The organism is Agromyces sp. LHK192, from assembly GCF_004006235.1.
GTDB lineage: Bacteria > Actinomycetota > Actinomycetes > Actinomycetales > Microbacteriaceae > Agromyces.
In genome coordinates this window covers 1,221,220-1,240,677 of record NZ_CP034753.1, presented here as the reverse complement: position 1 = coordinate 1,240,677, position 19,458 = coordinate 1,221,220, and the positions used below count along the sequence as shown (strand labels likewise).

The following is a 19,458-nucleotide window of genomic DNA, read 5'->3' as shown; positions in this document are numbered from 1 at the left end:
GCTCAGCGCCAGATCTTCGCGAGATAGGCGTCGGTGGGTCTGGGGGCGACGGCGTCGAATTCGGCGGCGCCCCAGTTCGAGAGCGACGGGTCGACGGTCCAGCCGCCGCTGCTCGAGGCGTTCTTGGTGCGGGCGTTCAGGTACGAGGTCGACGAGCGTTCGACGGCGCCCCACTTGGTGTCGTAGAGCGATCCGAACACCAGGGAGTCGTACGCGAACATCTGCCCGGGCTCCCCCGAGCCGTTGATCGCCTGTGCGAGCCGGGCCTGGTCGGCGCCTGCCGGCACGGGGTACCGCGCACGCACCGCGAACGCCTGGGCCGCGGCGATCGAGTGGTCGAGCGTGAAGTAGGGGGTGCCGAGGTTCGGATCCTTCGGGTGGGGGCCGCCGAGCTGGAGGGCGCAGTTCAGGCCGCCGAAGACCACGGAGTCGCGCACCGTGAGCCCGCGGGTGTACCCGCGACCGTACATCTGCAGCGCGTCGAGATGCTGGTCGCCGCCCGCCGGCCGGAAGACCGGGGCGATGTAGCATCCCTCCCACGTGCAGTCGGCGATGGACCCGCCTTCGCCGGTGGCGTAGCCGAACGGGTCCGCGGTGTCGATGCGGGCGTCGGGCATGACGACCTCGTAGGCGTCGCACCGCGTCACGCTGGTCTTGGACGCCGTCATGCGCAGGCCGTTCTGCACCTTCGTCTGCGCCACCGCGGTGCGGGCGCAGTCGGTGAGGAGGATGAACCGCGCGGTGAGGCGCGCGAACGTGACACCGCGGACGCCGTTGAGGCGGATCGACTCGGGCAGCGTCACGGTGCCCCACCCGTCGCGCGGGCTGACGAGGATGTTCTTCGCCCAGGCGACGTCGCCGAGGTTCTGCAGCACCGGCGTCGAGCCGGCGGCGGCCCCGTAGCCCGGAAGCGTGCCGGGGCGCACCCGCAGGTGCAGGCCCCTGGCGACGTCGGCCGGCTTGGCGGCCGCGATGGCCGCGCCGATCGCCTTCCAGGTGCAGTCGACGTCGACGACCACGGCGGCGGTGCCGACGCGGGGCGTGTGCGCGGGCCAGTGCGTGCCGTTCGGCCCGTACGACGGCACCCGGGTCGAGACCGCAGCGGCGGTGCTCTCGGCCGATCCGTCGACGGCGGCGTCGGCCGCAGCGGTCGGCGAGCTCAGGGTGGATTCCGGCTCGGTCGCGGGCCCGGGCGTGCGGCTGGGCCGCGCGCGGTTGCCCTCGGCGATGGCGCTGATGCCGGCGGTCGCGCCGACGCCGACGATCACGGCGGCCGCAGCACCCGCGGCGCCGATGATGACTGAACGCCGGTTGATCTCACTCACCCGATGCTCCTTCCTCGCGGGATCCGTGTCGAAGGATTCGGCGACGAATCGTGGAGTGGGAGGCACGGGAACCGCGCGTCTCGTGCGGCCAGCATGTCACGCCCGAGCTCGCCCGCGAACCATCCCGGTCAGGTCGAAACGAGCTGTTCACCCAACGGAAACACCGGCAGCGCGTCGAAGTTGCGTTCGGCGAGCGCTGCGACCCCGGGCAGCCGTTCGGAGATCCGGCTCGCGATCCGCTCGTGGTCGGCCAGCACGGCGGCGACGCGTGCCGGGAGCTCCTCGGCCAGCGCGGGGCCGGGCTCGATGCAGAGTTCGGGAAGCCCGAACAGCGCCATGAGCCCTTCGACCTTGCCCTGGCTGGCCATCGTGATCGCGGGGACCCCGGCCATGAGCGACATCACGGCGAGGTGCATCCGTCCGGTCAGCACGAGGTGCGCGCGCGATGCCAGCTCGCGCACCTGCGGAGGAGTCAGGAGTCGTTCGACGAGGACCACCCGGTCGTCGTCGGCGAAGGCCCCGGCCAGGTCGCGGCAGTGCGGCAGGTCGTCGGCGCCGGGCCGCGACACGTGCGGCAGCACGACGACGCGGTCGCACGTCTCGAGGAGGTCGCGGACGACGGCCGCGTAGGTGCCGGGCGGCACGTGCTCGGCGATGAGGCCGCTCACGTTGACGACGGCGGGCCGCTCGGCCCCGGCGAGCGCTGCGTCGAGCGCCTGTGGCAGCGGTTCGCGGCGGTTCGCGGTGAAGACGAGGTCGGCTGCGGCGACGGGCCACGCCGCCGGCACGTCGCGACGGAACCGTTCGAGCGAGATCGGGTCGCGTGGGGCGAGCAGGGCGCCGGATGCCGCGGCCTCCCCCATCGCCCAGACGGCCCGATGGTCGGGCGCGGCGTTCCAGCTGAAGCCGAGGATCCGCGCGTCGCGACCGGCCTTCGCCGCGGCGGCGGCGATCAGCGCACGGTTGACGGATGCCGCGGGGTGGTAGGCCCCGTCCATGATGTCGGCGCCGAGCACGGCGACGACCGTGTGCGGGCCGACGTGGCCGCGGAGCTCGCGCACGCCTCGGGCGAAGTGCCCGGTGCCCCCGTACAGCAGCATCGGGAGCGCGAGCACGCGCACGCGCTTCCCGTAGGCGGACACGTCGAAGTCGTCCTCGCCGCGGGTGACGACGAGCACCGATCCGGTCACGCGGTCGAGGTAGGCGCCGAGGAGCGCCGCGTCGCCGATGTTGCCGTGCCCGGGCGGAGCGATGACGAGGTGATCGGGCGCAGGCGCGGACCCCGACGTTACATGCGCGGCCGGCGCGGCGAACGCCGCGACAGCGAGGGCCGCGTGGCGGCGCGGCGAGAACCTCGCTCGGGCGCGTCGTTGGAGGCGGCGGGCTGCGGCGACGATCCGGGACATGGCACCTTCCCTGCTGGGTCGGCACGGGGGCGGACGCCCCCACGCCGTCCGGCCACGGTATCCACGCCGTGTTACGGCTGCGTGCCCATCGGGTGTCGATCGGTGGGCGGATCGGCGGTGGGCGGATCGGTGGAGGGCGGATCGGTGGGCGGCGTCTCGCCCCGTCGGCCGTCTCGTCGTCGCCCGCTCGCGATCCGCAGCAGTTCCTCGAGCGGCCCGCGGCCGATCCAGCGTCGCCAGCACCAGGCGAACACCATCGAGCCGACCACGAGGGCGAGGAGCAACGGCCACGAGTCATCCGTCTCGATGCCGTTCTCGACCCGTTTCGATCCGGCGAGCACGATGAGCTGCGCGGTGTAGATCGTGAGCGGCATGGCGCCCATCGCGGTGACCGGCGAGAGCACCGCGGTCGTGATCCGGGTGGTGCGCGCGCCCGCGAGCGCGGTGAGCGCGACGAGCACGGCCACCACGACGGCGCCGATGCCGACGTTGCCGAGGGCCTGCAGCGATTCGCCGAGGGCGAGCGTGCGCACGGCCTCGGGCACGAGCGCGGGGTCGGTGAACTGTCGGGTGCCGAGTCGCAGCAGTTCCACGCCGATCGGGAGGAACGCGATGCCGGCGACGGCGCCGACCGCCGCGGTCGTGCCGACCACGCGAGGCCGCGTCGCCCCGAACCGGGCGATCGCGACGCCGATGAGCATGACGGGCACCCACTCGATCACCGGATAGGCGCCCGAGACGAACCAGGCCGCCGGCAGTTCGAGCCAGGTGCCGCGGGCCTGCACGACCCAGTCCTCGCGGGCGAGGAGCACCGCGAGGCCGGGCGCGACGGCGAGCCCGGCGATGCCGATGCCGAGCGCGACCCAGCGCGGCAGGAACAGCAGCGGGATGAGCACGAGGAACGCGACGCCGTACACGTCGAGGATCACGAACACGAGCGGCCTCAGGTACTCGGTGATCAGAAGTCCGAGCGCGATGAGGATGACGGCGCGGATCGCGATCTGCCGGCGGAGCCGGCGGCGCTCCGGTCCGCCGGCGAATCCGCGCGCCGCTGGCAGCGGCCGGATGCCTCCGCTGATGAAGCCGAGCGCGAGTCCCGCGGTCAGCGCGAAGAGCAGTCGTGGCCGTTCGTCGGCGATCGCGATGATCGCCTGCGCGTCGGCCGTGGCGGCCATCGGCGCGGTGTGCGCCACGAACATGCCGATGAGGGCGAGCCCGCGCGCCGCGTCGACGCCGATGACGCGGGGCGCCTGCCCGCCGCTCGCCTCGCTCACGCGGTCAGCGCACGACGACCGTCGGGCACTCGAGGTGCGAGAGCACCCCGTGGCTGACCGACCCGAGCAGGAACCGCGCCAGCGCGCCGCGCCCGTGACTGCCGACGACGAGGAGCGAGGCATCCATCGATTCGTCGACGAGGCTGCTGACGGGGTCGCCCGCGACGACGCGACGGACGATCTCGAGGTCCGGGTGGTCGGCCGAGACCGGCGCGATCACCTCGTCGAGCACTTCGGCCGCGGCGTCCCCCAGCTCGTCGGTGCCGACCATCGCGACGCCGTAGCCGTACTCGCCGCCGACCATGACGGCGATGTCCCACGCGTGCAGGGCGATGAGCGGTTCGCCGAGGCGGCCGGCCTCGCCGACGGCGAAGTCGAGTGCGCGACGACCCTGCTCGGATCCGTCGACGCCGACGACCACGCCGCGCCGGGCGCTGACGTCGATGTCGGGGATGACGGCGACGGGCGCGTGACTGGCCGCGGCGATGCGGAGGCTGTGCACGCCGCGTCGGCTCGGACGCTTGCCGCCGTGCCAGTCGCTGCCGACGACGAGCAGCTCGGCGTTGCGCGAGAGCCGGTCGAAGACCTCGACCGCCTGCCCCTGCTCGAGGTCGGCGCCGACCTCGATGCCCGGTGCGACCCGCGCTGCGACCGCCTTCGCGGCGTCGAGGCTGCGTTCGGCGACGCTGTGCGCGGCGAGCAGCAGTTCGGCGTCGCCGGTCGCCTGGATGGCACTGTCGACGACGTGCACGAGCCGCAGCGGCAGGCCTCGGCCGACTGCTCGGCACGCAGCCCATTCGACGGCCGCCTCGCTCGCCGGGCCTCCGGCGCTCACTCCGACGATGATCTCCGCCATGGATGCCTCCTCCCCGTGTGCTCCATCTTCACGCGAAACGGCGCGACAGGCCAGAGGCCGCGCAGACGAGCGGATGCCCCGGGCGTGGGCCCGGGGCATCCGTCGGTGTCGTGCCGGGGTGGTCGCTCAGGACTCGGTGCGCGAGCGGCGAACGGTGGTGAGGACGATGACGAGTGCTGCGCCCAGGATGAGTGCGCCACCGCCGATCCACATCCACAGGACCGGCAGGTCGAAGCCGGTCGCCGAGAGGCCGGTGCCCGCGCCGGCGGTGTCGGCTGGGACGACGGTGAGCGTGCCGGTCGCCACGTACTGGCCGGCGGTCGCGGTGACCGTGTAGGTGCCGGGCGTGTTCGACGAGACGGAGTACGAGACGGTGCCCGACGCATCCGTCGGCTTGGTGGCGGTGGCCGCCTTGAGCACGGCCGTGATGGTCACCGCGTCGTCGACCGTGGCGGTCGACGGCGTGGAGGGCGCGAGGCCCGAGAAGGTCATGGTGCCGACTTCGCCGACGGTCAGGGTGACGTTGGTGCCCTGGCCGGTGTACCCGGCGGTTTCGTCGGCGCTGGCCGCTGCCGGTGCCGCGAGCAGTGCTGCTGCGACGACGGCGACGCCGGCGAGAACTTTACGAATCATGATTGCTGATACCCCCGTATGCGTTCATGAGTCCCAGATTGGGAAACTGAGTCGCCCTCACCCCCAAGGACAACACCTTTCTCACCATAGGGCAGATTCACAGGAAAGCGCGACCCCCAGTATTTCGGGGACGTCAACAAGTGGCGTCGATTCGATGACCGGCGCCTTCTGGATCGGCTCGCCGCCGAGGAACGCGAAGCGGTACGTGGCGCTCTCTCCGGGGTCGAGCCGGGAGACGACCTTGCTCAGCGTGTAGCCCGTGTCGGACGTGGGGTGGTACCCGACGGGCTGGTCGTCCAGCAGCACGCCGAGGTTGTACGTGCCCTGTTCGCCGTAGACGTGCACCGACGTGGCGATCTGGCCGGGCGGCGTGCCGTGGTTCCCGTCACCGGTCACGTACGGCGGCAGGCTGGTCGCGGCATCCGCCGGCGCGGTGTTCGTGAGCGTCACGTGGATCTCGTAGAGCGGCAGCCGGTCGTTGCGGCACGTGGTGGCGCCGACGCCGTACTGCACGTCGAGGTAGGTGTCCATCTTGGAGCCGGTCATGTCGTTGAGGTAGACGCCGAAGACCTGGTCGTCGGGCGTCGAGGCGGGCAGTTCGCCCGAGAGGTCGGTGCCGGCGAGCACGGCCTGCTCCTCGACGTCGGCGTTCCACACGAGGATGCGCCGCTCGGCGCCGGCCTTCGCGAGCGCCTCGACCATGGCCCGCGCGTCGATGCTTCCCGAGGTGAGGGCGGCGAACACGCTGGCCGCGGCATCCTGGAACACGGCGTCGGCCTCGTTGCCCGAGTACTGGAGGTAGACGTCGGAGAGCAGGTACTGCACCGCGTTCTCGGTGCTGAGCTGGGTGCCGTTCGCGAGCGTGATGGGGCCGGTCGCGGCGAGCAGGTAGCTGAGCATCACCGGATCGACGGCGACGACCGACTGCGGTTCGACCGCGTAGCGCTGACGCCACATCTCCCGCGCGATGGTCGCCGCGAGCGGGAACTGGGGGGTGAAGTTCACGTCCTGGATGTAGCGGGCCGTGTTGTCGCCCCAGAGCGCCCGGGTCTCGATCGGCAGCGCGACGACCGGTTCGGGGAACCGCCCGATGTCGCCCGAGTCGGCCTGCTGCGTCATCGCGACCGCTCCCCCGTCGGCGTGCACGAGCGCGAGCGCACTCGAGACGCCGCCGAGGGTGCGCAGCTCGGCGTTGTTCTGGAACAGCAGGAGGATGTCGCGCGGCCCCTCGGCGCCGAGCATCGACGGCAGCAGCGTGACGGCCCGGTCGAGCGCGTCGACGGTGTCTCGTGCGTCGGCGACCAGGGTCGAGTACTCGTCGCGCGCGTCGGCGAGCGGGCCGACGACGTCGGCGGATGCCACCGCCGGGCGCAGCACCATCGCGGCGGCGATGTCGAACGCGGAGGCGGCGCTGCCGACCGGCTGCTGCAGGTCGATCATCGCCTGCAGGTCGATACGCCCGCCCGCCGGTGCGAACCGGTTCACATCGACGGAGCCGGCCGCCTGCGCCAGCGGCACCACGGCGCCGCGCGCGACCGTGTCGACCGAGGCCGACACCGACCGCAGCACCTCGAGATTCGGCCCGAGCAGCGGCAGTCGCTCGTACAGCCAGTAGACCGGATCGCCGGTCAGTTGGGCAGCGGATGCCGCGTGACCCGCGAACTCGTTGGCCGTGACCGTCGCCTTGGCCACGTCGCCGGCGAGGATCTGCTGCTGCGCCTGGCGTGCGAGCGGCACGGCGTCTTGCAGCTCCTGCGTCGCGAGGAACGCGCGGATGCCGACCCACGCGACCGACAGGACGAGGGCTGCGGCGACGCCGACGATCGTCCAGGTGATGATGCGCTTGCGGCGGGCTCGACGGCGGGACTTCGAGGAGCGGTGGTGGCGACTCTTTGAGCTGCCCGAGCCGGACCTGCCGGAGCTTCCGCGGCTGGAACTTCCGCGGCTGGAACTTCCGCGGCTGGAACTTCCGCCGCTGGACCCGGAGCCCGATCGATGGAGCGACGACCCCGACGAACTGCTCGACGATCCTTGCCGATCGGATGCACCTCCCCCGAGGTCCCGATTCGACGACCCTGAACCCCCTGAAGTCGGCGTCACGATGGGTAGCGTAACCAATCGGCCGCCGAGCACGATCGCGACCCGAATACGTCCACGAAGCTATCCGGCGTAGAACGTGCGCACGGCTGCAGCGACACGATCGCGCTCGCCGTCACCGAGGTGAGTGGAGCTGGGTAGCGAGACCCCTCGCTCGAACAGCGTGTCTGCGACTGTGCCCCCGAGCCTGCGAGCCGCGGAGAAGGGCGGCTGCGCATGCATCGGTCGCCACAGCGCTCGCGCCTGAATCCCGTGTCGGGCAAGGTGGGTGACGAAGGCATCCCGTTCGTTCGTGTCCCGGGTGAGCACCGAGTACAACCAGTACGTCGAATCGAATCCGTCGACCCTTGGAGGGAGCGTCACTCCTAAATCGTCGAGCATCTCGTCGTAGAACTGCGCAATCCGGCGTTTCGCAGTGACGAACTCATCGATCCGTGACAATTGCGCATTCCCGAGCGCCGCGGCCAGGTTCGTGAGGCGGTAGTTGTAGCCGACCTCATCGTGGAGGTACCCGACAGCCGGAACCTTCGCCTGCGTGGTCAAGTGTTTGGCGCGCTTGGCGAGGTCCGCATCATTCGTGACGATCATGCCGCCGCCGCCGCTGGTCGCGATCTTGTTCCCGTTGAACGAGAAGCAGCCGATCGTCCCGACCGCACCCGTATGCCGACCCGCGAGGCCTCCGCTGGACCAGGTCGCACCGAGGCTTTCCGCCGCGTCCTCGATAACCGGGACTCCGAACCGAGCCGCCGCGTCGAGGACCGGTCCGATGTCGGCCGGTTGCCCCAGCACGTGCACGATCTCGACCGCTGCGGGCATCCGGCGACCCTCGCGAGCCCGACGTTCGAGTTCTTCGATCACGAGACCTGGGTCCGCATTCCACGTCCGCTCGTCGGAGTCGATGAAGACCGGCTCCGCTCCGAGGTATGCGATCGGGTTCGCCGAACCGGCAAACGTGAAGTCGGAGCACAACACCTCATCTCCACGCGAAACACCGGCAATGATGAGCGCGACGTGGATCGCGGCGGTTCCACTTGAGCAGGCAATCGCGTGTTCCGCACCGACCGCTGTTGCGAAACTCGCCTCGAACTCATCGACGGCGGGGCCCACCGACGACACGAATCCGGAACGCAGCGCGTCGAGGACAGCGGCGTACTCCAACTGGCCGAGGTTCGGTTCCGAAAGCGGAATCACACCGGCCCTCGCGAGCGCACCAGGGGCATGCAATTCCTCGGTCAACGGTGGTACGTCCCCGCGGTCTCAGCGTCGACCCGACCCCGCAGCCAATCGGCAGTTCTCGCGATTCCGACCTCGAGCGACACAGTCGGCTCCCAGCCCAAGAGCGTTCGCGCTTTCGACGGATCCGAGAGCAGGATCTCTACCTCGGAGTTCGCCGGGCGAACCCGTTCGCTCTCGCTTTCGATACTCGCGGTGGTGCCGAGGACCCGCTGACAGATCGCGACGAGGTCACCGATCGACACCGTCCTACCGGTGCCTAGCTGCACCGTCTCGCCGAATGCGAGATCCGCCACAGCCGCGCGGGCGAATCCGTCCGCGGTGTCGGTGACGAACGTGAAGTCTCGTTGCGGCGAGAGCGAACCGAGCTTGATACGCTCCGCCCCCGCGATCAACTGCGAGAGCACGGTGGTGATCACCGCGCGCGCCGACTGCCTTGGGCCGAACGTGTTGAACGGCCGCAGTGTCGTGACCGGTAGGTCGAAGGACCGCGCGTACGACTCCGCCATCTTGTCGGCCGCGATCTTCGAGGCGGAGTACGGAGACTGTCCCTTCAGGGCATGATCCTCCGAGATGGGCACCGAGTCCGGCGTTCCGTAGACCTCGGATGTTGATGTGTGCACAATCCGCGCCGTTCCATGGCGGCGCGCTGCCTCGAGGACGTTGAGCGTGCCGATCACATTCGTGTCGACATAGGAGCGGGGGGCGACGTACGAATACGGGATAGCGATGAGCGCGGCGAGGTGAAAGACGATGTCGCGACCGGCGACGGCCTCAGCCACGAATTCAGCGTCCCGGACGTCGCCCAGTAGTACCTCGGCACGCCCCGCCCGGAGCCCTTCCTTGAACGCGTCCGATTCGTCGAGCCACCCGCGGGATCCGAACGAGTTGTACGCGCAGAAAGCACCGACGTTCGCCCCGAGCCCCAGAAGCGTCTCCACGACATGGGACCCGATGAAGCCGTCCGCACCGGTGACGAGGACGCGCCTTCCGGCGAGGTCTTCGAGTCGACTCACACTTCCCCCTTTGCACGCGCGAGGTCGCCGGGCGTCCCCACGTCGATCCATTCGGCTTCGATGCCCCATGCGGAAACGGCGATGCCCCGGTCCAAAGCAGACTGCGCGAGCTCGGGCATGGTGCTCGGCGCGCGCGGAGGCAGCAGTCCGATCAGTTGCGCGTCGACGCAGTACACCGCGGCGTTGATCTCGACAGAGAGGTCAGGCTTTTCGACGATCCCCGTGACCTTCCGTGCATCATCGAGTTCGAGGACGCCGAAGGGGACGGAATGCTGATAGCTCTTGGTGCCGATGGTTAGCCCAGCGCGCGTTGCTTCGTGGTGGGCGAGCAAGGCGCGGGCATCGAACTCGACCATGAGATCGCCGTTCAGCACGATCAGCGGATCCGCAGACGAAGCAGTCAGTTCCTCCGGGAGCAGGGTCAGCGAGCCGGCCGTCCCGAGAGGGCTCTCCGGTTCCTCGCGAAGATAGTGGATCTCGCAGCCGAGACCCCCACCCGAACCCAGGCGATCGATGATCTGGTCGGCCAGGTAGTTGACGCTGACGTGGACGTGTTGGATCCCGTCACCGACCAGCCCGAGGATGATCCACTCGATGATCGGACGCCCTGCGACCTGCATCAGCGGTTTCGGCGTGGACCGGGTCAACGAGCCCAGACGCGTACCCCGGCCGCCCGCCATGATCACGGCGTGGTTCGGCAGGTGCGACCCACCGACGATGTCGGACAGGGTCTGCACTTCGACCAGCACGCCGCTTTCCGAGACGATCGGGATTGCGTCGATTCGGTGCGCCCGCATCAGGTCGAGGACCTGCGCGCGCGGGGTGCCCGACGGCAGCGTGAGCGGTGAAAGAGTCGCATGCGGGAGCGCGGGACTTCCCACCTGTGCTCCTCCGATGAGCGCCCTGCGGACATCGCCGTCCGTCAGGACCCCGACGAGCACATCGCTGGATTCCTCCGTGATGCACGCGATTCCGCTGGCGCCTCGATCGATCGCCTGCACTGCGTCGAGCAGCGATGCGGACGGTCGGACGCAGGACGTGGCGAGCTGCGCATCGATCAATATTCCCCCTAGTAGGACACGAACGGCTTGGACATTGATAGGTCGGCAGCGGTTCGGACCGCCGCGAGGATACGAGGTGCCGCCCTTCCGTCCCCGTAAGGGTTCGGGACGGACGACGCGTGCGAACGCATGTCGTCGCGGAGCGCCGTGGAAACAGCCGCACCGACGCTCCGCACGTCCGCCGCCGCCGTCAGGACACTCGCCGCGCGCAGCCGCCCGGCCTGACGCACGCCCACGTCGACCGATGGAACGCCGGCTGCGGGTGCCTCGATGATCCCTGCCGACGAATTGCCGACCACCACATCGACTGAAGCCACGACAACGGGAAACGCGGCTCCCAAGCTTGGAACCCGAACCACGCGGTCATCGCGCCCAGCGAACTCATCGAGCACCGCCAGGATCTGGTCACGCCCATCGTCCATCCCCGGGTCCGTGGCGATGACCGTCGCGCAGTGTTCCAAGGTCGCCTGCAAGGCGTCGCGAGTGAGCCGACCCGCGGAGGCATACTCGGCCGCCGTCGCCGGGTGGATCGTGAACAGGGCGAGAGGCCGAGCGACCGGTGATCCGAGCAAGCTTCCAAGCGATGCATCGTCGACCCGTTCGATGGATCGATAGCGGTCCAGGCCCGGAGCGCCGGTGAGATGGATACGCCCCTCCGGCTCCCCCATCTGCCGAACCCGATTGCGTGCATCGACGGAAGCCACGCAGTGGACGTCGGCGAGCTTGGTCACCGCGTGCCGCACTCGTTCGTCGATCGCCCCCTCCGTCACCTCGCCGCCATGGATGTGGACGATTCGGACCCCGGCGAGGAATGCCGCAGGCACGACGTACAGGAGTTCCCATCGATCGCCCAGCACGACGATCGCATCGAGCTGGAGCCTGTCCAGGACCTCATGGATCCCCGCGGTCAGATCGATGCCTTCCCGAGCAATCGACTCGGAGTCGACGCGGCCGTCCAGTCGTGGTAGTTCATGGATCCCTGTCGCTGGCAGCGGGTCGCCGAGCGCTGCCCGGACATCCGCGGCAGAGACTGCGATGCCGCAGATGACGGCGAGGTCGATGTCGCTCGCGGCCGCCAGTTCGGCGATGACCGGCGACATAGGGCTGAGGTCCGCTCGTGTGCTGACGAACGCCGCGACGTTCATCCGTGATCCATGAGGGCATCGATCGTGAAGGTCTCGCCGCGCCGCACCGTCCGCGCCAGACGCTCTCCTTCGAGGTCGAGCGCCGGCGAGATACCGTTCGCCGGCCGCAGCGCGACCAGATCCTCGCGGCGCAGCACGTCGCCCGACTCGAGGTCACGCGCGGCGTGCCAGGATCGACGGACCACGTCACGATTCGCGAACTCGGATGGCTGCGCTCGCTTCACGCCGTCACCGAGCGCCACGGGGATCCGTCGCAGGATTCCGACGTAGTCGCGGAGTTCATCCGGCTCGAGGCTCGCCTGATGGTCCGGGCCAGGTAGGGTCCGATCGAGTGTGAAGTGCTTCTCGAACAGTCGAGCGCCCAAGGCCGCTGCGACGATGGCCGATTCACGACCCGGCGTGTGATCGGACCAACCCACGGGGATACCCAGAGCCGCGGCCATCGCGGGGATCGCGTTGAGGTTGCATTCCTCAAGCGGTGCAGGGTATGCCGACACGCAATGGAAGATGGCGATTTCGGGCGCCTGTGCGCATGCAGCCACGGCGTCCGTAACCTCCTGCATGTCCCCCATGCCCGTCGAGAGCAGCAGTGGCACACCGAGGGTGGCAAGCTCACGGAGCAGGGGCAGATTCGTCAGTTCGCCGGAGGAGACCTTGAGGGCGGTGACGCCGAGTCCGATGAGCATCCGTGCGCTGTCGATGTCGAATGGCGTGCTCAAGAACCCGATGCCTGAGGACTCCGCGTGCTCCCGCAGTTCCACCCAAGCTCGCTCCGGAAGCTGAAGGGAGTCCAGGAGTTCCCGCTGCGACGTCGCACCACGGGCTCGCTGGTACGGCGCTGCGGCAGCCGATTCGGACACGAGCTTGTCCGCATCGAACGTCTGGAACTTCACGAACTGCGCGCCTGCGCGGGCTGCGACGTCCACCAACTCATGGGCGATGTCGACGTCGCCGTTGTGGTTCACCCCGGCCTCCGCGATGACGACCGTCTCATCGCCGGCCTGCGGCTGCATGACCTGCTTCATATGCTCCTGGTCCGAGTGCTCGTTGCCGGGCTTCCGACGACGGTGGAACCGTCCTCGACGTCCCGTGTTACCAGTGCGTGTGCTCCGACCACCGTATCGTTCCCGATCTTCAAACCGGGGAGCACCGTCGCCCCGGCTCCGATCAGGGCGCCGACGCCAACCTCGACCCCTCCGAGCAGCATCGCCCCTGGCGCGACGTGCGTGCCGTCGCCGACCCGGCAATCGTGCTCGACGACCGCCCGGGTGTTGATGATCGCCATCGTCCCGACCCGGGCGTTCGGCCCGATGTGCGCGTGATGATGCACCGTGGTGCCGCGTCCGACGAGCGCCGAATCGGCCACCGTGGCCGACGACGCCACGATGGCCTCGACCCAATCGGGCTCCCGAATCGACGCATACAGCGAGGCTCGCCGGGCGTTGTCCCCGATCGCGACGAGGATCGGAAGTCCCTCGGCCCGCGCAGTGCGCATTGCCGACTCGTGATCGACGCAGGGCGCAGAGAGTTCCGAGCGGCTGTCACCGCCGAAACACACGATCTCCCACCCTGCGGACCGGACGACGTCATCGACGCTTGAGGCATGCCCCCCGGCACCCAAGACGACGCATCGACCCGCGGCTGAGGACATTTGATGCCCCGAACCCACAGGCAAGATACTAGTGGCGTCCTCCCGAACAACGGGGCTATGCGTGATCTGCGAGACGATCGGATGTGTTCATGGCGACGGTGGCGACGATCTGCGCACGTGGAGGGTCGAAGGGTGTGCCGGGGAAGAACTGGCGGCTGATGCATGGCCGACCACTCATCACGTACACAATCGGGCAGGCGCTGGCGTCCTCGAGCATCGACAGCGTGTACGTTTCGACGGACTCCGAGAGGATCGCCTCCATCGCGCGATCGGCCGGCGCCATCGTGCTAAGCCTGAGGCCCGCCCACTTGGCCACGGACGGTGCTCCGAAAGTGCCGGTGATCCGAGACCTCGTCGAGCAGATCGAGCGAACCGGAACCTCTGTCGAACGCGTCGTCGACCTCGATCCGACGTCCCCGCTTCGATCCCTCGCCGACATCGACGCCTGCATCGATCTCCTGGACGACCGCAGCGACCTCGTGATCACCGGGTACGTCGCCGAGAAGAATCCCTACTTCAACATGGTTGAAGAGAAGCAACCGGGCAGCTACGGGCTCGTCCTTCAAAGCAGCGTCACTGACCGGCAGAGTGCGCCACCCGTCTTCGCCATGAACGGTTCGGTGTACTGCTGGCGCAGATCGAGCCTCACCGACACGTTATGGGGAGGCACTATCCGACTCCACGAGATGCCCCGCGAGCGTTCGATCGACATCGACCACGAGATCGACTGGAAATTGGTGGAACTCCTCATGGCGGATCGGCCGGACCTCATGGGGCTCCGGCAGCAGGCTCAGGATTCATCGGCCTGGACCTAAGGCAGACGCCTCACGACCAATCGGCCGGAACAGCCGGGAGCCACGAGATCTCACGAGCAGGCGAGTCCGCGCCGGCCCAGCCGTCGACCAACCTGGCCGGCCGCCCACCTCTGAAGCGGGCTTCCGCCTCGGCGACGACCTCGCGGACTCGACGTGCCGCGGCTTCGCCATCGATCGCACACCAAGCCATCGCAGACACGCGCAGCAGTTCTCGATCGGTCGCCTCACTCCCACCTCCCAGCACGAAATCGGCGATCTCCCCGGAGTTCTGCAAGCGTGGGAAGACCGGGTCCTCCAAGAACGGATAGTTTGGGCGTGCCCCGCCGACGGAGACGTCTGCGGTCGGGATGCCCAACGCGGCCGATTCCCAAGCGACGCCACTCGAGTGATGCAGGAGGAATCGCGGTCCCTCGCGCAGCAGATCGAGCGTGCGGCGCCCCGCATGGACGCTCCACCCCTTCGGGACGAGCTTCGAGATCTCGGCGAGGTTCGAGCGAGGATGCGGTGCAACGATGAGGTGCTTTACTCCGCTTTCGCGGACCGCGTCGACGATCGCCCTGAGCAGTCGCGGCGGATGCGGGGACAAGGCGAGCACACCAGGCCCGGCCGTATCGATCGCAGGCATGGGAGCCGAGAGGACATCCGAGCTCGGGTTGCCCACCACGTCGAGCAGCTCCGCATCCGCGTTGAGGTGCTGCGCGCAGTAGTCGACCTCGCGACGCCCCCGCAGCCCCGCGAACGCCGTCGGAAGATCGGCGTACTGGGCGTTGCTCCCGATCGGAGCGTGGGGCAGGTAAACCACCGGTTTGCCCGCCTCCTGCGCCGCCAGGATCAACGAACGGACCATCAACTCGTGCTGCGTGGCAACGACCACCGACGAAACAGCCGTCCAATCGATCGCCCGGTAGAGCCGGATCGCGAATGCGGCCTTCGCCACCGACGTGTGCCACATCACCTTCGCGTCCGACCGTCCGATCGAATCGAGCACCGCATCGCCCCAGTCGGCGACCTCGATCGCCGCTGGCCGGCGTGGTCCCAGGCTCTCGAACCAAGACCGAACCACCCTGATTCGGAATGGTTGCAGACCACGAATGGTGAGCGGCTCGAGCGCTCGCCGCTGATTGAGCGTCGCAGAGGCGACGAGGCTCCCATTGACGAAACCCAGCGCCGGAAGCCGTATCGGCCGGGCGATCGTCGGTGCGATCCGGTGATCCGCCCGCGGTGCGCTCCACGACGCAGCCAGATCGAGCTGCGGTGCCAGACACCAATACAGCTCGCGTGGCCGCACGGTTCGGGGTTTCACGCTTCAGCCTCGCGATCGTATTCGGAGCAGGAGTGGCAGGCCCGCGATGTCATCTTCGTCGACGCCGTACTGCGCCGAGCTGCACGGCACCCACGAGCAATAGCGTCATCGCGAGCAGCACCCAACCGACCCAAGCAGGCACTGGCACGAACGCCCAGGTCGCGGTCAAGGCCACACTCCCCGCGAGATATGGAATCGCTGGACCCAGCTGAACCGGCGGTTCGTCGGTCCGGCTGCGAAGCCAGAGACTGACGAGACTCATCAACACCCAATTGAGCGTTACCCCTCCCACTATGAATCGGAGGTCTCCACCGAACGTCGAGCCAAGCGCGGCGGCCACCGAGATCGAGATGATCGTCGAGGTCGGAGACGTGATGCCGAGTAGACCCGTCCTGCCGTGGCGGAAGACCAGTTGGATGTTGGCCAGGTAAACGACCATGAAGCTCGCGCCGATCGCCGCGGTGGAAGCCGCGGACACGAAATCGGGAGTCGCCAGCACCGGCCCGGCGATCAACCGCGACATGGGCCCGATGAGTGCGACGAAGCCGGCGCTCATGACGAGAGTCAGAGCTGCGACGAGCACTGCCGAATCCCGTGAGACACGAACGCGCTGATCATCGGGCGTCCGCATGATGAGCGGAGACCATGCGTGGTTCAGCGAGCTGAGTACGAACATCGGAGCCGTGCCGAGTAGAAGGGCGAGTTGCACCTGCCCCGCGGCAGCTGCCCCGTAGAGGACGGTCGCCGCACCGACGAGGCCGGTCATCAGCAGCGGCGACGCCAATTGGTGCGGGATCGTCGGCAATGCCGTCCGAAACGCTGCTCGAAGCCGGACGTCGCTCCAACGAGGTCGCACAGACGCCGTCACCACGAGCACGGTCGCTGCGCCGATCACGAGGTGCCCGGAGGCAAGGGCCCACAGATAGACGAGCGCATGCGGACCGAAGATCCCCAGCATTGCGAGCCCGAGAACCGGAGGTGCCAGCGAAGCCGCCGCCGCCGCGATCACGAAAGCGCCTGCGCGTTCGAGCGCCCGTAACAGCGCCTGCGCCAACGACACCATCGCCAGACCGATCGCTGAGATCACCGGCGGCATCAGTCCGGTTACGCCGCCCGCGGCCTCGAAGATCGAAGGAACCCAGAACAGCGTCGACGCAGCGATCGCTGCCCCCGCGACGATAGCCACTCCGGCGCCGACGAGGACGAGCGCGGACGCCCCCGGCGCGCCTGCGGCTTCGACAATCGCGCTGCGCGTGATCGCGAGCGGCAGCCCGAAAGCGAGCAGCATGCTTCCGAGTTGCAGGAGCGTGATCGCGATACCGACGATCCCGTACTCGTGAGCGCCGAGCACTCTGGTCAATACCGGCGTCACTGCCAGCGAGACGGCGATCGGCGCGGCCGTCGCGATCGTGTAAAGACTGCCCCGACCGACGAGAACGGAAAGCACCCCTCCCGACTTCGGTACGGGTTGCGATTCCGGCGGCTCGAAGGACGCCGACATCACGCCTCGGCCACCTCACGACTCGGTCGACTCAGAGGGAGTACGGCGGGAGCCGCCGAACGCGACAGTCGCACGGATGTTGTCGGACTCGACCGGATCTGCGCCCCCACGCCACTCATCGCACGTCAGCCTAGTAGGCACGGAAGGCATTTCAGCGGCGTTCGCGAGACCGGCCGACATTCGGTCGGTCCCGGTTCCCCGGGTCTATCGGGCAGGGCGCACGATGCAGCGACACGGTCGCCCACGTCGAACGCGCAACGATGTCCGCGGATATGCTGATCAGCATTCGTCAGCGATGCGTCGTCGGACGTGGCGCCTCGAGGGTTCAACCTTGTGGGGCCGCTCGGCGCATGGCCCGCGTCGGCGCTCAGGGGGGTATGTGTCTGCGGTTGGAATGTTGCAGCAGTTCCGACGGCGTTTGAAGCGGTGGTATTGGACGCGACGTTCTCTCAAGCGGGTCGGCTCTTCCGGTGCGAACGTTCGCGTGAATGCTCGATCTCGTTTCACGCGCGCGACGCAACTGGGATCCAATGTGCATTTCAACGGAATCGAGATCCGCGGGAGGGGCCGAGTCACGATCGGCGACAACTTCCATTCGGGCTCGGAATGCGTGGTGATCACGGACGTCCACAACTACCGTGGCGACGCGCTCCCGTATGACTCGACCATCATCGAAAAGCCGGTCGAGATCGGCAAGAATGTCTGGATCGGCGCTCGCGTGACAATCCTTGGGCGCGTGACGATCGGGGACGGAGCGATCGTTCAGGCTGGAAGCACCGTCGCCCTCGACATCCCGCCTCTGGCGATCGCGGGCGGTCACCCGGCGAAGCCATTCGCATACCGGGACGCCGAGCATTACAACCGACTCGAATCGGCAGGCGAGTACTTCTAGGCCTCGCGCGCAGCTGGCTCCGCTGACTCGGCAATCATGCGTTGCCCCAGAATGAGGAGCAACGGGATCTGGAAGACGGTGTTCAGGTTCCCGAAGTTGTTGTTGAAGATCATCATGATCGTGCACTGATAGGCCACGAGATAGGCCAGCCCGCCAGCGAGACCTCGCGCGTTCCCCAGGAGGACCGCGGACACCAAGCCGAGGAGGAGTGCGTACAGGAACACACCCACCATGCCGGAGTCGACGAGCGGCACGATGAACCCGGTCGATACGTTGAAACTGCTCGTCAGCAACCAGGGGTAGTTGCCACCCGGGACCACTTGGTCCACCGCGTCACCACTCCACACGGTGGGGAGGAGACCGGCGAACACTCGCCATGGAAAGAGATCATTTCCCTCATGCCCATTGACATGGGCGTTCTGCCAGTTCGCCAACGGGGTTGCCAGATACGAGTAGATCCAGACGAACGCATCCGGTACCCACTCCGGACCGATGTACTTGAGCTTCTCCTTGATGCCGATGCCTGCATTCGACCGGAAATCGCCGAGGAATCCGAACACGAACACGACGGCGAGCAGGGCCGCGGTCCACTTCATCATTCTTGCGAGGCTGAGCCTCAGCACTTCCCTCGCAAGGAGCAATAGGAGGAGTTGGACCGCGATGACGATCATGTGCTTCCGGCCGATGAGCAGCAGGAGCCAGAAACAGATCACCAGCGTGTACGGTCCGAACGGCTGCCGCCCCTGGTTCAACCGCACTGCCTGCTCGATAAGTGCGAGAGCGCACGCCATGGCGAGCAGCAGCCCGTGGATCGACGGCAGCCCATAGTCGTTGTAGTCCGATCCCTGACCCATGAACGAGCGGAAGAGCGGCGGGACACCCTCCAGCACGATCTCCACCGCCGCGACCCCTGCCCACACGATGAAGATCAGCCGATACAGCGGTGCGAGGGACCTTCCTGAGGAGAGTGCCGCGGTGAGCCGACTTCGATCAGCACGCCCCGACACCAACCTCCCGCCCAGCAGGGCGAACCCGACGACGGTGCCGAGCAGCACAAGAAGGATTAGCGGGATCAGACCGGTGACCGGCTCGGTGAAGTACCGGCTCCATCCCAGCGTGTAGAGCAACGTGACGCTTCCCCAGACCAACAGCACGGCCGTGAGGTACCCAGGCAGCACCAGTGTGCGGATTCTCCGCAGTGCTGAGTTTTCCGTTTGGACGACAGCGGTCCTGGGCATCATCAGAACCCC

At 68.2% G+C, this 19,458-nt stretch carries 17 protein-coding genes; 2 read left to right on the top strand and 15 right to left on the bottom strand.

Features of this window, described 5'->3' with window-relative positions; all coding sequences use genetic code 11:
- Positions 1–2: 2 nt before the first annotated feature.
- From ELQ40_RS18735 to ELQ40_RS05470, 12 genes are all read right to left on the bottom strand, one after another.
- Complete coding sequence (locus tag ELQ40_RS18735) at positions 3–1,325, bottom strand: hypothetical protein (protein WP_164863477.1); 1,323 nt, start codon at positions 1,323–1,325, stop codon at positions 3–5.
- A 128-nt stretch (positions 1,326–1,453) separates the two neighbouring features.
- The gene (locus ELQ40_RS05525) at positions 1,454–2,731 is read right to left on the bottom strand and encodes a polysaccharide pyruvyl transferase family protein (protein ID WP_127792788.1); all 1,278 of its coding nucleotides are present in this window, start codon (positions 2,729–2,731) and stop codon (positions 1,454–1,456) included.
- A gap of 71 nt (positions 2,732–2,802) precedes the next feature.
- Positions 2,803–4,005 (bottom strand): heparan-alpha-glucosaminide N-acetyltransferase domain-containing protein, encoded by a 1,203-nt coding sequence (locus ELQ40_RS05520; RefSeq protein WP_164863476.1) that lies wholly within the window; start codon positions 4,003–4,005, stop codon positions 2,803–2,805.
- A 4-nt stretch (positions 4,006–4,009) separates the two neighbouring features.
- Complete coding sequence (locus tag ELQ40_RS05515; RefSeq protein WP_164863475.1) at positions 4,010–4,861, bottom strand: universal stress protein; 852 nt, start codon at positions 4,859–4,861, stop codon at positions 4,010–4,012.
- Positions 4,862–4,987: 126 nt separating this feature from the next.
- Positions 4,988–5,494, bottom strand: a complete 507-nt coding sequence (locus ELQ40_RS05510) for a hypothetical protein (protein ID WP_127792785.1) — start codon at positions 5,492–5,494, stop codon at positions 4,988–4,990.
- 81 nt (positions 5,495–5,575) lie between these two features.
- Positions 5,576–7,231: a DUF4012 domain-containing protein gene (locus tag ELQ40_RS05505; RefSeq protein WP_127792784.1), complete on the bottom strand. Its 1,656-nt coding sequence runs from the start codon at positions 7,229–7,231 to the stop codon at positions 5,576–5,578.
- 423 nt (positions 7,232–7,654) lie between these two features.
- The gene (locus ELQ40_RS05495; RefSeq protein ID WP_205649439.1) at positions 7,655–8,827 is read right to left on the bottom strand and encodes an aminotransferase class I/II-fold pyridoxal phosphate-dependent enzyme; all 1,173 of its coding nucleotides are present in this window, start codon (positions 8,825–8,827) and stop codon (positions 7,655–7,657) included.
- Positions 8,824–9,840, bottom strand: a complete 1,017-nt coding sequence (locus tag ELQ40_RS05490) for a GDP-mannose 4,6-dehydratase (protein ID WP_240665956.1) — start codon at positions 9,838–9,840, stop codon at positions 8,824–8,826. Before ELQ40_RS05490 ends, ELQ40_RS05495 begins: the two co-directional genes overlap by 4 nt.
- The gene (locus tag ELQ40_RS05485; protein WP_127792782.1) at positions 9,837–10,901 is read right to left on the bottom strand and encodes a sugar phosphate nucleotidyltransferase; all 1,065 of its coding nucleotides are present in this window, start codon (positions 10,899–10,901) and stop codon (positions 9,837–9,839) included. Before ELQ40_RS05485 ends, ELQ40_RS05490 begins: the two co-directional genes overlap by 4 nt.
- A gap of 8 nt (positions 10,902–10,909) precedes the next feature.
- Positions 10,910–12,046 carry a UDP-N-acetylglucosamine 2-epimerase gene (gene neuC / locus ELQ40_RS05480; RefSeq protein ID WP_127792781.1) on the bottom strand — a complete coding sequence of 379 codons (1,137 nt, stop codon included), beginning with the start codon at positions 12,044–12,046 and terminating at the stop codon, positions 10,910–10,912.
- Positions 12,043–13,071: an N-acetylneuraminate synthase family protein gene (locus ELQ40_RS05475; RefSeq protein ID WP_127792780.1), complete on the bottom strand. Its 1,029-nt coding sequence runs from the start codon at positions 13,069–13,071 to the stop codon at positions 12,043–12,045. The genes neuC and ELQ40_RS05475 overlap by 4 nt, the downstream gene beginning before the upstream one ends.
- A complete protein-coding gene (locus ELQ40_RS05470) occupies positions 13,068–13,697 on the bottom strand; it encodes an acetyltransferase (RefSeq protein WP_127792779.1) in 630 nt (209 codons plus the stop codon). The genes ELQ40_RS05475 and ELQ40_RS05470 overlap by 4 nt, the downstream gene beginning before the upstream one ends.
- Before the next feature lie 89 nt (positions 13,698–13,786).
- Here ELQ40_RS05470 and ELQ40_RS05465 point away from each other — a divergent pair, with 89 nt between their 5' ends.
- Entirely contained in the window at positions 13,787–14,512 is a 726-nt protein-coding gene (locus ELQ40_RS05465) for an acylneuraminate cytidylyltransferase family protein (protein WP_127792778.1), read from the top strand.
- Between the two features lie 10 nt (positions 14,513–14,522).
- On the opposite strand, the gene ELQ40_RS05460 is transcribed toward ELQ40_RS05465, so the two are convergent.
- Both ELQ40_RS05460 and ELQ40_RS05455 read right to left on the bottom strand, forming a co-directional pair.
- The gene (locus ELQ40_RS05460) at positions 14,523–15,815 is read right to left on the bottom strand and encodes a hypothetical protein (protein ID WP_127792777.1); all 1,293 of its coding nucleotides are present in this window, start codon (positions 15,813–15,815) and stop codon (positions 14,523–14,525) included.
- 49 nt (positions 15,816–15,864) lie between these two features.
- Positions 15,865–17,316 (bottom strand): lipopolysaccharide biosynthesis protein, encoded by a 1,452-nt coding sequence (locus tag ELQ40_RS05455; protein WP_127792776.1) that lies wholly within the window; start codon positions 17,314–17,316, stop codon positions 15,865–15,867.
- A gap of 394 nt (positions 17,317–17,710) precedes the next feature.
- Between ELQ40_RS05455 and ELQ40_RS05450 the strand changes: the two genes are divergently transcribed.
- Positions 17,711–18,208 (top strand): DapH/DapD/GlmU-related protein, encoded by a 498-nt coding sequence (locus tag ELQ40_RS05450; protein WP_127792775.1) that lies wholly within the window; start codon positions 17,711–17,713, stop codon positions 18,206–18,208.
- Here ELQ40_RS05450 and ELQ40_RS05445 read toward each other — a convergent pair.
- On the bottom strand, positions 18,205–19,449 hold the full coding sequence (locus ELQ40_RS05445) for an O-antigen polymerase (protein WP_127792774.1): 1,245 nt from the start codon (positions 19,447–19,449) through the stop codon (positions 18,205–18,207). The genes ELQ40_RS05450 and ELQ40_RS05445 overlap by 4 nt on opposite strands.
- Positions 19,450–19,458 lie beyond the last annotated feature (9 nt).